Source organism: Sphaerospermopsis sp. LEGE 08334 (assembly GCF_015207205.1).
Taxonomy (GTDB): domain Bacteria; phylum Cyanobacteriota; class Cyanobacteriia; order Cyanobacteriales; family Nostocaceae; genus Sphaerospermopsis.
Genome location: NZ_JADEXH010000057.1, coordinates 13072 through 27371, shown reverse-complemented (window position 1 = coordinate 27371; position 14300 = coordinate 13072). Strand labels below are relative to the sequence as shown.

At 38.2% G+C, this 14300-nt stretch carries 12 protein-coding genes, 1 tRNA gene and 1 rRNA gene; 8 read left to right on the top strand and 6 right to left on the bottom strand.

Annotated elements, in window-relative coordinates; genetic code table 11:
• Positions 1 to 197 (bottom strand): 16S ribosomal RNA (locus IQ237_RS23235); the annotation flags it as partial.
• A 312-nt stretch (positions 198 to 509) separates the two neighbouring features.
• Between IQ237_RS23235 and glyQ the strand changes: the two genes are divergently transcribed.
• The 6 genes from glyQ to IQ237_RS23205 all read left to right on the top strand — a co-directional run bounded on the left by glyQ (position 510) and on the right by IQ237_RS23205 (position 8302).
• Entirely contained in the window at positions 510 to 1394 is an 885-nt protein-coding gene (gene glyQ, locus IQ237_RS23230; RefSeq protein ID WP_194059408.1) for a glycine--tRNA ligase subunit alpha, read from the top strand.
• Between the two features lie 300 nt (positions 1395 to 1694).
• A complete protein-coding gene (locus IQ237_RS23225; protein WP_194059406.1) occupies positions 1695 to 2180 on the top strand; it encodes a DUF4079 domain-containing protein in 486 nt (161 codons plus the stop codon).
• Between the two features lie 76 nt (positions 2181 to 2256).
• On the top strand, positions 2257 to 4611 hold the full coding sequence (locus IQ237_RS23220; protein WP_194059410.1) for a ComEC/Rec2 family competence protein: 2355 nt from the start codon (positions 2257 to 2259) through the stop codon (positions 4609 to 4611).
• Between the two features lie 83 nt (positions 4612 to 4694).
• A tRNA-Ser gene (locus tag IQ237_RS23215) sits at positions 4695 to 4779 on the top strand.
• A gap of 262 nt (positions 4780 to 5041) precedes the next feature.
• Positions 5042 to 6850 (top strand): proline--tRNA ligase, encoded by a 1809-nt coding sequence (gene proS / locus IQ237_RS23210; protein WP_194059404.1) that lies wholly within the window; start codon positions 5042 to 5044, stop codon positions 6848 to 6850.
• A gap of 837 nt (positions 6851 to 7687) precedes the next feature.
• Positions 7688 to 8302, top strand: a complete 615-nt coding sequence (locus tag IQ237_RS23205) for a GerMN domain-containing protein (protein ID WP_194059402.1) — start codon at positions 7688 to 7690, stop codon at positions 8300 to 8302.
• 253 nt (positions 8303 to 8555) lie between these two features.
• Here the strand turns inward: IQ237_RS23205 and accB are convergent, their stop codons facing one another.
• Together accB and efp are read right to left on the bottom strand one after the other, a co-directional pair.
• Positions 8556 to 9083, bottom strand: coding sequence for an acetyl-CoA carboxylase biotin carboxyl carrier protein (accB, locus tag IQ237_RS23200; protein ID WP_194059400.1), 528 nt, complete (start codon positions 9081 to 9083; stop codon positions 8556 to 8558).
• Between the two features lie 171 nt (positions 9084 to 9254).
• Positions 9255 to 9812 (bottom strand): elongation factor P, encoded by a 558-nt coding sequence (gene efp, locus IQ237_RS23195; RefSeq protein WP_096567692.1) that lies wholly within the window; start codon positions 9810 to 9812, stop codon positions 9255 to 9257.
• 233 nt (positions 9813 to 10045) lie between these two features.
• On the opposite strand from efp, the gene IQ237_RS23190 reads away from it, so the two are divergent.
• Positions 10046 to 11152 carry a peptidylprolyl isomerase gene (locus IQ237_RS23190; RefSeq protein ID WP_194059398.1) on the top strand — a complete coding sequence of 369 codons (1107 nt, stop codon included), beginning with the start codon at positions 10046 to 10048 and terminating at the stop codon, positions 11150 to 11152.
• A 150-nt stretch (positions 11153 to 11302) separates the two neighbouring features.
• Here IQ237_RS23190 and IQ237_RS23185 read toward each other — a convergent pair whose 3' ends face one another.
• Both IQ237_RS23185 and IQ237_RS23180 read right to left on the bottom strand, forming a co-directional pair.
• On the bottom strand, positions 11303 to 11704 hold the full coding sequence (locus IQ237_RS23185; protein WP_194059396.1) for a type II toxin-antitoxin system VapC family toxin: 402 nt from the start codon (positions 11702 to 11704) through the stop codon (positions 11303 to 11305).
• On the bottom strand, positions 11701 to 11973 hold the full coding sequence (locus tag IQ237_RS23180) for a DUF2281 domain-containing protein (RefSeq protein ID WP_194059394.1): 273 nt from the start codon (positions 11971 to 11973) through the stop codon (positions 11701 to 11703). Before IQ237_RS23180 ends, IQ237_RS23185 begins: the two co-directional genes overlap by 4 nt.
• A gap of 243 nt (positions 11974 to 12216) precedes the next feature.
• On the opposite strand from IQ237_RS23180, the gene IQ237_RS23175 reads away from it, so the two are divergent.
• On the top strand, positions 12217 to 13683 hold the full coding sequence (locus IQ237_RS23175) for a pentapeptide repeat-containing protein (protein WP_194059392.1): 1467 nt from the start codon (positions 12217 to 12219) through the stop codon (positions 13681 to 13683).
• A 25-nt stretch (positions 13684 to 13708) separates the two neighbouring features.
• Here IQ237_RS23175 and IQ237_RS23170 read toward each other — a convergent pair whose 3' ends face one another.
• A complete protein-coding gene (locus IQ237_RS23170; RefSeq protein WP_194059390.1) occupies positions 13709 to 14281 on the bottom strand; it encodes a Uma2 family endonuclease in 573 nt (190 codons plus the stop codon).
• Between the last annotated feature and the right edge of the window lie 19 nt (positions 14282 to 14300).

The window sequence follows — 14300 nt, the reverse complement described above, 5'->3', positions numbered from 1 at the left end:
TCTTCAGGCAGCAAGCCTTTCACCTTCCGGCATATCCGGTATTAGCAGTCGTTTCCAACTGTTGTCCCCGACCTGAAGCCAAATTCTCACGCGTTACTCACCCGTCCGCCACTAAATGCCTAAGCATCCCGTTCGACTTGCATGTGTTAAGCATACCGCCAGCGTTCATCCTGAGCCAGGATCAAACTCTCCGTTTTGTTAAGTTTGCTTTTAGCTCTTTTTGACTGACTTTTAATACCTCAGTCCGGTATCATTTTCTTTACTTGACGCAGGACTTGTTGTATACTGTCTTTCAAACTATAATATTTTCAAGGTTCGGTGTCCTTCCGAGTCCCGCTCTCTCGCGGCTCTCTCTCAGGCACTTATTCAATATAGCGAACCTATCTTGGAATGTCAACTACTTTTTCAAAAAAAATTGAAAAAAATTTTTTAATGGCTGAAAGCTGCTCAGAATACTGGGTTTAGGCAACAATGGTGTAGGCGTTGTTGACTTATAGGAAGAGTAGATAGTGAATTTTCAGTCAGTAATAGCGGTTTTACATCAGTTTTGGGGTGAGCGTGGTTGCTTGATTGCTCAACCTTATGACATGGAGAAGGGAGCAGGAACTAAGAATCCCCATACTTTTTTAAGGGCTTTGGGTCCAGAACCTTGGGCTGTAGCTTATGTTGAACCTTGTCGTCGTCCTACAGATGGGCGCTATGGGGAAAACCCGAATCGGTTTCAGCATTATTATCAATATCAAGTTTTGATTAAACCTTCACCAGATAATATTCAGGAAATTTATCTTGATTCTTTGAGGGCTTTGGGTATTCGTCCAGAGGATCATGATGTGCGGTTTGTGGAGGATAATTGGGAAGATGCAACGGTGGGGGCTTGGGGTACTGGTTGGGAAGTGTGGTTAGATGGGATGGAAATTACCCAGTTTACTTATTTCCAACAGTGCGGGGGTATTGATTGCCGTCCAGTGTCTATTGAGATTACTTATGGGTTAGAAAGATTGGCGATGTATCTCCAGCAAGTGGAGGCTATTACTAAGATTCAATGGACGGACAATATTACCTATGGTGATGTTCATCTTCAGGGTGAGATTGAGCAGTGTACCTATAACTTTGAAGCTTCTAATCCTGAGATGTTGTTAAATCTGTTCAATATATATGAGCAGGAAGCATCCCAACTCACAGAAAGGGGACTGGTGTTACCTAGCATGGATTACGTGATTAAGTGTTCCCATACATTTAATTTGCTGGATGCACGGGGTGTAATTTCGGTGACGGAACGAACTCGCTATATTGCTAGGATTCGGCATTTGGCTAGGAAAGTGGCTCATTTATATGTTGAGCAAAGGGAGAAGTTGGGTTTTCCATTGTTGAAAAATTCACAAACTGCTGCTTAATCTCTGTTTCAGAAGATGCAGAGCATCTAGATATTCGTTACCAGGCAGATCCTAGTAACGAGATCACAGGACTTACGGACAATCTCTCTCAAACCCTCTTTTCTTCGTGTCCTTCGTGTCTTCGTGGTTCATTTTTCTTGTGCTGCTGCTTGATTTCTGTTTCAGAAGATGCAGAACATCTAGATATTCGTTACCAGGCAGATCCTAATAACGAGATAGAATAAGCAAAGTGTTAATTTTTGTAACTCCTCCGTTTTTGGGGGAGTTGCTGTTCGTGGCAAAAATAATGGTGTGTGTCAGATGATGAATATTAGTGAAGCGTTAGAACCTATTGCAGCTTGGTTTAGTTCTTTGGGTATTCCTGAACCTGTCACACATTGGGGACATCCAGTGATGATGGGGATTGTGATTTTTGTGGTGGGTAGTTTTGTGGGTGTGTCTGGTTGGCGGGGTAAACTGCTGCAAGATACCGATAAGGATGCTGCTGTTAAAAGTCGAAGCGCCCATCGTCAGTTAGCACCTTGGTTATTTATATTTTTGGCAGGTGGTTATACAGGTGGTGTGTTGTCTTTGGTGATGCAGCATCAACCACTGTTTGAAAGTCCTCATTTTTGGACTGGTTCGATTGTACTGTTGCTGTTGTTGGTGAATGGTGCAATTTCTTTAAGTGGGTTTTTTGGTGATAAAGCAGGTTTGCGGGTTGTTCATGCTTATTTGGGAAGTACAGCGATTTTGATTTTGTTTGTTCATGCTGTATTAGGATTTAATTTGGGACTTTCTTTGTAAGGTTCGTTTGGTTTATTTTGTTGGGTTGCGCTGTCGCTTAACCCAACCTACAATTATTTTTCCTATTTAAATTTTTATCATGCAGAGTAGTGGCGTTATTATTTGTCTTGCCTATATTTTAGGGTTGCTGTTTACAGCAGTTCCTTGGGGTGGTATATGGATTTTAGCAATGGGGATATTGGCGGCAGTTTTTTTTCGGGCAATTTTTATTAATTTACGGAAAATTAACTATAAACAGGAAAATTATCTCACTAAAGCTAAGACAGGGGTTAATACTCCGCTGACTACTCCTCATCCTAGAGTATGGTTAATTGCTGGTTTGGTGGGTTTGTTGGCAACTTTTTATTTTCAAGTGCGGACACCCCAACCAGGAGCAAAAGATATTAGTCAGTTTGTTTCTAATGAAAATAATAGTAATCAAGAACAGTTAGTAATTGTCCGTGGGGATGTGATAGGTACTCCCCGTTTAACTCGCAGTCAAAAGGGACAATTTTGGCTGAATGCGACACAGCTAGATGAGGTGAAAAATGACCAGGGTCCGGCAAGTGTGCCAAAAGGAGTAACGGGTAAATTATATGTGACTGTGCCTATTCTTCAAGCTACTGGTTTATATCCTGGTCAACAAATTGCTGTAACTGGGATGTTGTATAAACCTAAAGCGGCTCAAAATCCTGGTGCTTTTGATTTTCAGAAGTATCTCAAACAAGAAGGTGCTTTTGCAGGTTTAGTTGGTAAACAGATTAATATTATTGATGAAGATCGTAAATGGGGATGGTGGAAAATTCGGGAACAAATTGTGCGATCGCAAGTTCGTTGGTTAGGTGTTCCTGAAGGTCCTTTAGTTAGTGCGATGGTTTTGGGTAGTAAAGCTGTTGATTTACCTTATGATATTCGTGATTTATTTGTGAAAGTGGGATTAGCTCATGCTTTGGCTGCTTCTGGTTTTCAAACTTCTTTAATTTTGGGGATAATCCTACAGTTAACTAGAAAAGCAAACAAGGGTGTTCAGTTTTTTTGCGGTAGTTTGGGATTACTTGCTTTCTTATGTTTAGCTGGTATTCAAGCATCAATTCTTAGAGCAGTAATTATGGGTTTTGCTGCATTAATTGGTTTGGTTTTAGAAAGGAAAGTTCAACAATTAGGATCTTTATTATTAGCTGCTACTTTATTACTTTTATTTAATCCTCTTTGGATTTGGGATCTAGGTTTTCAACTCAGTTTTCTGGCAACTTTGGGGTTAATTGTCACAGCAACACCGATAACTAAACGTTTGGATTGGCTGCCTCCTGCTATCGCTGCTTTAATTGCTGTTCCTATCGCTGCCACAATTTGGACTTTGCCTTTACTTTTGCATATTTTTAGTGTAGTTGCTGTTTACAGTGTGCCATTAAATATTATCACTACTCCATTGATTTCTGTGATTAGTATTGGAGGTATGATTAGTGGTTTGGTAAGTTTAATTTCACAAGATATAGGTAGCACTTTAGCCAGTTTTTTATATTATCCAACTCATTGGTTAATTCAATTAGCAGAATTTTTTGCGAATCTGCCAGGAAGTTCGGTTGCTGTGGGTAGTATATCTACTTGGCAAATGTTTGTAGTTTATGGATTAATTATATCTACTTGTTTGGTGGGTTGGTGGCAAAAAAGATGGTGGTTTGCTGGTTTAATGGCTGTTGTTTTAGTGATTGTTCCTGCTTGGCATTCTACCAGTAATTTACTAAGAATCACATTATTAGCAACTAATAATGAACCAGTTTTAGTAATTCAAGATCAAGGAAAGGTAACTTTAATTAATAGCGGTGATGAAGGTACAGGACGTTTCACTATTTTACCATTTTTACAACAACAAGGAATTAATAAAATTGATTGGGCGATTTCTAGTAAATTTTTAGCCAATGAAAATGATGCTTGGTTAGAAATTATGGACAGTTTGCCTATTAAAAATTTTTACGCTTATACATATCAACAAGAAAATAATCTAGAAACTCAAGCTATTCAAAAACAATTACAACAGCAGCAAGGTATTTATCAGCCTTTAGCATTAGGTCAAACTATCAATACTGGTGCTATTATTGGTCAATTCATCAATGACAAATTACCAATTTTAAAATTGCAAATTTTTGGACAAAATTGGTTATTGGTAGGTAGCATCAAGTCTCAACAAATAGCACAGCTAGTTAAAACCGGTGATTTGTCATCTCCGCAGGTGCTTTGGTGTCCATCAGAATCTTTACAGGATTTAGTAACTGCACTGCAACCACAGGTTGCGATCGCATCTGATAATAATCTTAGTAGTAAAACCTTAGATGCTATCAAAGGCAAAACCAAACTCTTCTTCACAGGTAGAGATGGTGCGATTCAATGGACTCCTGATGGTGACTTTGAAGCTTTTATCCAAGTCACAGAAAACAAATCTTCAAATTTGTAACAGGTTGGTGAAAACTATGGTATAATGGGGGATGATATAAATTAGTATCACCCCTATTCACGGAATTAAGTGAATAAAGATTTGGAGAGGTGGCAGAGTGGTTGAATGCGGCACACTCGAAATGTGTTTTGGGGCAACTCAACGGGGGTTCGAATCCCCCCCTCTCCGTTGCTAGAGATTTTGTCAGTCTGGAAGTTACGTTTCAAATTTTTATGTTTCACGCAAAGGCGCAAAGAAGCAAAGATACAAAGATGTAAGCAATAGAAAAGCTGGAATGTGATACAAATAGATGAAAACTGTTGTTAGGTTTCTGCAAAGCTGCAAAAGCAGGACAAATTTACAGTTTTTGGGTAATTATAAATGTTGATAGAGTTACCGATAATTTAGTGTCAGGTACTTTATGAATAATTAATTTGCAAAGGAAAAAACGATGCGACTATCACAAATGTTATTTGTTACACTGAGAGATGATCCAGCAGATGCGGAAATTCCCAGTCATAAACTCTTACTTCGCGCTGGTTATATCCGTCGCATCGGTAGCGGTATCTATGCTTATCTGCCTTTGATGTGGCGAGTTTTACAAAAAGTTTCCCAAATTGTGCGGGAAGAAATGAACGCCACCGGCGCACAAGAATGTTTGTTACCTCAATTACAACCTTCTGAGTTATGGAAGGAGTCGGGAAGATGGGATACTTATACTAAAGCTGAAGGTATCATGTTTTCTCTCATTGATAGAAGGGAACAACAATTAGGTTTAGGTCCCACTCATGAGGAAGTAATTACCACAGTTGCCCGTGATATGATTCGCTCATATCGGCAATTACCGCTACATTTATATCAAATTCAAACGAAATTTCGTGATGAAATTCGCCCTCGTTTTGGTTTAATGCGGGGTAGGGAATTTATCATGAAAGATGGTTATTCTTTCCACGTAGATGAGGAAAGTTTGAAAAAAACCTACCAGGATATGTACCAAGCATACAGTAATATGTTGCGCCGTTCTGGTTTAGCTTTTCGTGCTGTGGAAGCTGACTCTGGTGCTATTGGTGGTTCTGGTTCTACAGAATTTATGGTGTTAGCTGATGCAGGTGAAGATGAAGTTCTCTATACTGAAGATGGGAAATATGCAGCGAATGTAGAAAAGGCGGTTTCTTTACCTGCGGATGCGGAAATTTCAGCTTTTACTACTTTTGAAAAACTGGAAACTCCAGGAACTGACACAATTGAAAAAGTTTGTGATTTCTTAAAATGTTCTCCTACCCAAGTTGTCAAAAATGTTTTATATCAAACTGTTTATGATAATGGTTTGACTGTTTTGGTGTTGGTGAATATTCGTGGTGATCAGGAAGTTAATGAAGTCAAATTACAAAATGAATTGACTAAATTAGCTGATAAATTTGGTGCTAAAACTGTTCTTTCTTTGAGTGTACCAACTAATGAAATAATTGCAACTTGGGCTGCAACATCTTTACCTTTGGGTTATATTGCTCCCGATTTAGGTGATGATTATATTGCGGGAAGTAAGCAGGTAAATTCTAAATTTGTGCGGTTGGTTGATAAAACCGCTGTAGAGTTAAAGAATTTTGTCACTGGTGCAAATGAAAGCAATTTTCACGTTGTGGGTGCAAATTGGGGTGAGCAGTTTAAATTACCTGAGTTGGTAGTAGATATTCGGAAAGCAAAAGTGGGCGATCGCTCACTACACGACTCCAATCAAACCCTAAAAACAGCCAGAGGAATTGAAGTTGGTCACATCTTCCAACTCGGTACAAAATATTCTCAAGCTATGAATGCAACTTATACTAGCGAACAAGGGGAAGAAAAACCTTTAGTGATGGGTTGTTATGGTGTAGGAGTTTCCCGGTTAGCACAGTCAGCGGTTGAGCAATCCTATGATAAAGATGGGATAATTTGGCCAGTAGCGATCGCACCTTATCACGCTATTATTTCCATTCCCAATGTTAACGACACCCAACAAGTAGAAATTGCCGAAAAACTCTACACAGAACTAAATAAAGCAGGTGTCGAAACCTTACTTGATGATCGTAATGAGCGAGCAGGTGTAAAATTCAAAGATGCTGATTTAATTGGCATTCCTTTTAGAATCGTTACAGGTCGCGCCATTGCTAATGGTAAAGTAGAAGTAGTAAAACGGGCAAACCGTGAATCTCAAGAAATAGTCATTGACGAAGTTGTAAATATATTACAACAATGGATTAAAGAAGCAGTAGAGCGTTAAAATTAAACTCTTGTGGGGCAGGTATCTTACCTGCCAATAATATGTATTTGATTTGAGGATTCACAAGAACTTATCCCACTAATCCAAAAATGCCTATTTTTTCAATTTAGGTGTGTTGTCAAATCTTGATTTTTCGTTTTTGATGTGCAAAAAAATAAAGATTTTTACCGCCAATCAGATTAGTGGGATAGATTCAAGAAAGTTAAAACGAAAAGACTGGCGAAAAGACTGGGAAATTTAAATATTTTCACGAAAATTGAAGTTGTGTAAATATGTACCCACAAATTTCAGGAAACTGCCATTGAAAAATTGATTAATATATTAAAGATATTAAAGAACAGATTCAAGGAGCAAGCAAAAATACAGACAAGTAAGTAGTCGGTTGCAATTAAATATAAAATGTGGGATGGGCATACTTCGACATAGTTCGACTGCGCTCACTAACCGCTCAGTACAAGTCTTGCCCGTCAACAGGCTAGAAGCCTGTTCCACTATCTAAGAATTAATTAAACCTACTTACTTATAGTTAATGTACACTGACTTATGGAAATATAATTTTACCTATCTATCCTGTGAGCGTGCGTATTTCAAGAATTGTTGAGATTGAGATTAAAGTTGATGTGACGGTCTAGAAATGTGAACCTAAAATTAAAGATGAGATAAAGTTGGGTGCAGGATGATAAATTGCTGAAACAGGCAAAATACAAAGTCAGCAGAATTTTTACACATTAAGGCATCTCTAGATTTTAATAAACTACCCACGCATCCGTATCGTCTTTAACCAGGCTACTCCTCTCTTGAACACTATTTCAGCCCTTTGTCAAGCAGGTTTTATATATGAATGAACAACAAAGAACTAATCGTAATATTTCTTCAGGTGTCATAGCAGCCGTCTCAGCAGCGGTGGTGGCGGTAAGTGGTGGGGTAGCTTGGTTGACTTCCCAAACTCCTCAAACTCCCATACCAGGAAACCCCTCTCAAAGCATTAAACAACCACAACAGCCATTAACTACCCAGCCGGGGAAAGAAGAAACTGCTAATATATATTGGCTCAAACCAACGGAAACAAGCTTTGAATTAGTTCCTCAGCCGATAAAAATTGCTGCTGCACAACCTAACCAAGCTTTAGAAGCTGCTTTTGAAACTTTGTTAGCAGGTCCAACAGAAGGAACAGACTCAACAACCATTCCTCAAGGTACTAAACTGCTAGGTTTGAAAGCTGACAATAATGAAGTCCACGTTAATTTATCAGAAGATTTTACCAGTGGTGGGGGTAGTGCTTCAATGGTTGGCCGTGTAGGGCAGGTTGTCTATACTGCTACTACTTTAAATCCTAACGCCAAAGTTTACATTGAAGTTGATGGTAAGCCATTGGAAGTTTTAGGTGGTGAAGGTGTGGAAATAGAACAACCACTCACCCGTAAAAGCTTTAACGAAAATTATCCTCTTTAGTCAGTAGTCAGTAGTCAGTAGTCAGTAGTCAGTAGTTAATGATTTTTCCAGAACAAAAACAACTGACAAAGGACAACTGACTAAATTTTGATCAACTTATTTTCAAGTTGTAGCGCAGCGATCGCAAATAGTCGTTAACATAACAATGAACAGGGTGATGAGGACATCAATTGATAATCAAACTCCGACTACAACAGGTTTTTCCTGCTGACTCCTGGAACTGCTGACTGCTGACTGCTGACTGCTGCTATAATTAATCTGGATTAATTCGCATTAAAGGTTGATCATATTCAACGGGTTCGCCATTTTGAACAAGAATTTCCATCACTTGTCCAGAGACTTCGGCTTCAATTTCGTTCATCAGTTTCATTGCTTCAATGATGCAAACTGATTGACCTACTTTAACGCGATCGCCCACTTCCACAAATGGCGCTTCACCTGGTGCGGGTGCGCGATAAAAAGTTCCCACCATCGGAGACTGGACTTCTACAAATCGAGAGGATGCGGTATTAACAGCTAAAGGTGATTGTGCTGTAGCCGAATTATCACGACTTGTAGCTATTTCTGGTAATTGTATGGGTGCTGTTTGGGTTGCGGGTGCAGGTGTCAATCCTGGACTAACCATAGCACCTAACTGAGCTTGACCCACCGACAGTACAGAATTATTTCCACCTTTACGCACTGTTAGCTCAAAGTCATCGCTTTTAAGTGATACTTCGGTAATATCAGTTTGTGCAATAGTAGCTAATAGTTGGCGGATTTCATTAAAATCTAATGGCACAGTATTTTTTACCTCGACCTAACCGTAAATCAGAATCTTATTCTCCCATTCAGGAGGTAATACCCAGAAATTTGGTGTGATTTCCGGGTATTACGGGAGATTGTTCATTTCTCCTACCTCGCTGGATGACAAGGGCTGGAAATCGATCTGGGATATCCACAAAAAAGCGGCTTATTCCCTGCCTAAATATTTATCTTCTCTGGTATCTATCTTGATCCGTTCACCTTGAGAAATAAACAGGGGAACCATGACAGTTGCGCCGGTTTCTACCTTCGCTGGTTTAGTACCACCTGTAGCGGTATCACCTTTCACACCAGGATCAGTTTCAACTACTTCGAGAACCACAGAATTAGGTAATTCAACTTCTAGCACTTGTTCGCCCCAACGAATAACGTTGACTTCCATACCTTCTTTGAGGTACTTAACGCGATCGCCAATTTGTGCAGCACTTAATCTACCTTCTTCATAAGTTTCCATATCCATAAAGATGAATTCTTCACCTTCTTTATAGGTATGTTGCATTGTCAGTTTTTCAAGAGTAGCCTGTGGCACAGTTTCACCAGCCCTGAAAGTCCGTTCTAAAACCTTGCCGGTTTGGACATTTTTAATAGTTGTCCGTACAAAGGCAGAACCTTTACCTGGCTTAACGTGAAGGAAATCAATCACCCGCCATACAGACCCGTCTAGGACGATAGAAACACCGGGTCGAAAGTCATTACTAGAGATCATGAAACTTGCAAATTTTGGAAGATAGTCGGCATTTATTGTACCTGTTATTAGGGAACAGGGAACAGGGAACAGGGAATAGGGAATAGGGAATAGGGAATAGGGAAGGTAAATAACCCAATTACCCATTACCAATTACCCATTACCCATTACCAATCCGCAATATGGGAAGATGAATGATGGGTTACTTCCCAGTTCATACAGTTAACTATTTGATGCTGCATTTGAGAAATTCCATGTTTAACTTCATAAAATCCTGGCTGAAATACAGCCTCAAAACCATGCTGCTGGTAACAATACTTGTAGGCATAAGCACTGCTGGGTGGACTTCCTTTAGTTATGCAGCCCTGCCATCTGGTAACGCTATCACTGACGGTAAAGCTTTGTTACGGTATGCACTGCCTATTGATAATCAACCAGTACGCAAACTGCAAGCTAGTTTAGAAGATATTTCTAATCAACTACGTGCCAATAAGCGATGGGGTGCGGTTTCCAGAGACCTCAGCCAAGCTTCACGGATTCTCGATAAACCTTCCCAAATCTTAACAAGCGTTCCCGCAGAACGCCAACCCCAAGCCGAAGCTTGGATTGCTGATTTAAAATCTGGCATTGCAGAATTGCAAGAAGTAGTTAAAAACAAACAAAAAGACCCTATTCTTGAAGGCAGAGCGAAATTACTCAATCTTGTGACTTTGTTAGAAGAGTCAATGGTGACAGAATTTCCTTTTGAAGTTCTTGCTCAGTTTAGTAATTTACCTCAACTTAAAGGCCGCGCTACTATTGCCATAAAAACCAATAAAGGGGATCTGACTGTAGTTGTAGATGGTTATAGCGCCCCGGTGACTGCTGGTAATTTTGTCGACTTGGTGCAACGGGGTTTTTATAACGGTTTAGAATTTACCCGTTCTGAAGAATCTTATGTATTACAAACAGGAGATCCTGAAGGTAAAGAAGTCGGTTTTATTGATCCTGCAACTGGTAAATATCGGGCTATTCCTTTAGAAATTTTGGTAGAAGGCGACAAAGAACCAACTTATGGTATTACTTTGGAAGATGCTGGACGTTATCTTGATATGCCAGTATTACCTTTTTCTTCTTTTGGTGCTTTAGCAATGGCACGTCCTGAAGGTAATGTAGATGGTGGTTCTTCTCAAGTTTTCTTCTTTTTATTTGAACCAGAATTAACTCCTGCTGGACGTAATCTTTTAGATGGTCGCTATTCTGTTTTTGGTTATCTGACTGAAGGTAAGGACATTTTAGATACGCTTAAAGCTGGGGACAAAATTGAATCTGCTACGGTTGTTCAAGGAATTGAAAATTTAGTTCAGCCACAAGCGGCTTAATCAATTTTGGATTTTAGATTTTGGATTTTGGATTAATTTCTAAAATCTAAAATCTATGAATTTTTCAAACCTGAAAGTGAGGATAATTATCAACATAATTATATATGGCTTGCTGCATGACAATTTATTTATTTATATTTAATTTATTTATTAAACTTCCCAATCTTCAAACTGTAAACCATTTACACGGCTAAATTCTTTGACATTATGCGTCACCAATATCAAATTGTTTGCTATAGCAATAGCCGCTATTTGTAAATCATAAGGACCAATTGGCGTACCAGCAGCAGATAATTCTGTCCTAATTCGTCCAAAAATATGAGCAGCACCATCATCAAATGGTAAAGACACAAAAAGCTTGAGAAATCTTTCCTGTCCAGCTAAAGTTTTAGATGGATTATGGCTACGCATTGCACCATAAAATAGTTCTGCTTTCACAATTGAACAAACAGCAACATCATGAGGTGGTATAGTTTCTAATCGTTTCCTGACATTAGACAGTGGACGATTTAGATAAACAATACAGGCATTAGTATCTAATAAATAAATCATTCTAATTGCTCCCGTTCTTCATATTCACCTTGAGGATATCTTTGAATAGGATCATCAGCTAAACAACCAGCAGTTTCTTCAAAAAAACCAGGAGGCCAGCCTAATTCCTCTGGTGTTTTTTGTTGAGATTTACCTGTTGTTTCTGTATCATATTTTTGAGCTTTAAATTGTAAAAACTCAATAAAATTTAACACTTCTTCTTGTTGTTCAGGTGTTAAAGTTTCGATCATTGCTAAGATAGATTTAGGCTTTTCTATTGCTTGAGTCATATTGAAAAATCCTCATCATCTATGAAAAAATAACTTTCTCCATTATACCTGATTTGTTAACTTTTTCATCCTCTGGGGTTGGAGCATTTTTCACCTTTTACTAAGCTGACAGAAAACCAATCCATAATGAATATGATGATCCAGTTAGGAAAATTCACAAAAATTTATATCCTGCTGTTGTTAGTTTAGCCTTGATTTTGGGAAACCTGTAAATACGGGTAAAAGACAGTGAGGCTAAGATTTATGACTAATTCAAATTCAGAACTAAGTTTAGCAGCTTTAGCAGAGCGAATTTCTCAGGTTGAACGGGAACAGGATCTAAGACGAAAAAATATTGCTTGGTTAAAACAGTATTTTGATGAATTGAAACAGGATTTTAATAATAGACCAGAATTAGTACAAGTTCAAAATTTGCAACAAGAGATAGTCAATTTAACTGCTCAAGTTGCTGATTTACAACAGCGTCTAAATGAGTCAGCTAATGGAAGTGACAATTTACAGGATGGTGAAAATTCAACTGAGGTGAAAATTTTAGATGATGCAGAAATAGTCTCACAGTTTTTTGAGAGGGTAGATAAACAAGAAAATCAAGGTGAGTTGATAGAAAAAGCGGGTAAAGTTGAAAATATTGATGTTGGTGAGAGTGAGGAAGAAAAGGAAGTTGATGTAGTTGTTGAGGAAACGGAAGATAGCAGAAATTTCAATGATTTGGAATTTAAGATTGAAAGGGTGATGTGGTTAGTTAATAGGATGTATGCAGCAGAGGAAGATTATCAGGATATTCCTGTTAGTGCGGAGGAATTTTGGCGCAGGTATGAAGCAGGAGAACGGGATTTTACAGGTATTAATTTAGCTGGTGTAGATTTGAGTGGGAAAATTATCAGTAGAGTCAATTTTACTCAAGCCAAGCTCAAAAATGCTAATCTTCAGGCTATTGAAATGTATTCTGTAAAATTAGATGGTGCTAATCTTCAGGGTGTAGATATTAGTAATAGTAGCTTATCTAATACTACCTTGAATGAAGCTAATTTTTATAATGCCAATCTTGAGAATATCAAACTTACCTCAGTAAGCCTAGAAAATGCCAAACTTAGAAAAGCAAACCTAACTGGAGCGAATCTTTATCAAATTAACATGAACGGTGCTAATTTAACAGGCGCTAATTTGAGCAAGGCAAATTTGAGAAAAGCAAAGCTAATTGGAGCAGATTTGAATAACGCTAATTTGAGTAAAACTAATCTTTTGGAAGCAAACTTTGAAGGTGCAAATCTTGAAGGTGTAAATCTCCAAAAAGCTATTTACAATCTGCAAACTATCTTACCTCAAGATTTTGCTATTTCTCAAGCTGGTGCTTATTTAATTGCTCCTGGTGCTGCTTTGCCAAAGGCTGACTTATCTGGTTATGACTTACAACAAGTAAATTTAACTGGTGCTAATTTAACAAATTCAAACTTAGAATTAGCCAATCTTCAAGGTGCAGATTTAAGTCAGGCTAACTTGAGTAGCGCAAATTTAACTAAGGCAAATTTGAACAGTGCAAAACTACTTCAAGCCAATCTAAAGGCTGCTAATTTAAGTGAAGCAAATTTAGAGATTGCCAACTTAACTGCTGCTCAAATGACTCATGCAAATTTGATGAAAATATCATTACATAGTGCTAAGAAAATAAAGAGGGTTACCAAAAAATCTCACATTTTTACTGTAGGTTAGATTTACAAACAACCTAACCTACTATTTACACCAACTTCCCTGCATTCAAAACCTGCTCAACTGTAAGATTCAATTCAGTAAAAGTCCGCGATATAATTTTTTCATTAGCAGTAAATACTGTATCTTCATATAATCCCTCTTCTAGCAATAAAACAGAAATCTTATTTTCTAAAGGATCTACTATCCAATATTCAGTAACTCCTAAAGCAGCATATTCCGATCTTTTATAACGATAATCTCTTTTTACCGATTCTGGACTGACAACTTCTACAATTAATAATGGTGCTGACTCAAACACAGCAGAAGCATTTATTAGTTCTTTCGCATCTTCTTCCGTCACCACACACAAGTCACTCAACCGCGATTTATTTTTACTCGTTCTCACCCCAGTTTCCCGAAAACACAACCAAGGTAAACTTAAAGTTTGAATTTCTGCATCTATATTTTTTTCTAAAAATTTGCAAATCAAAAAATGTTCAATCGTAGGTGGATTCATAATTTCTAATTGTCCATCAACCAGTTCAGATTGAAACCCAGATTCATCTTCATAATTTAAGTATTCTTCAAAAGTGAGACTTCTTACTGCTGTGTTAACCATCTTGATTACCCCTAGATGT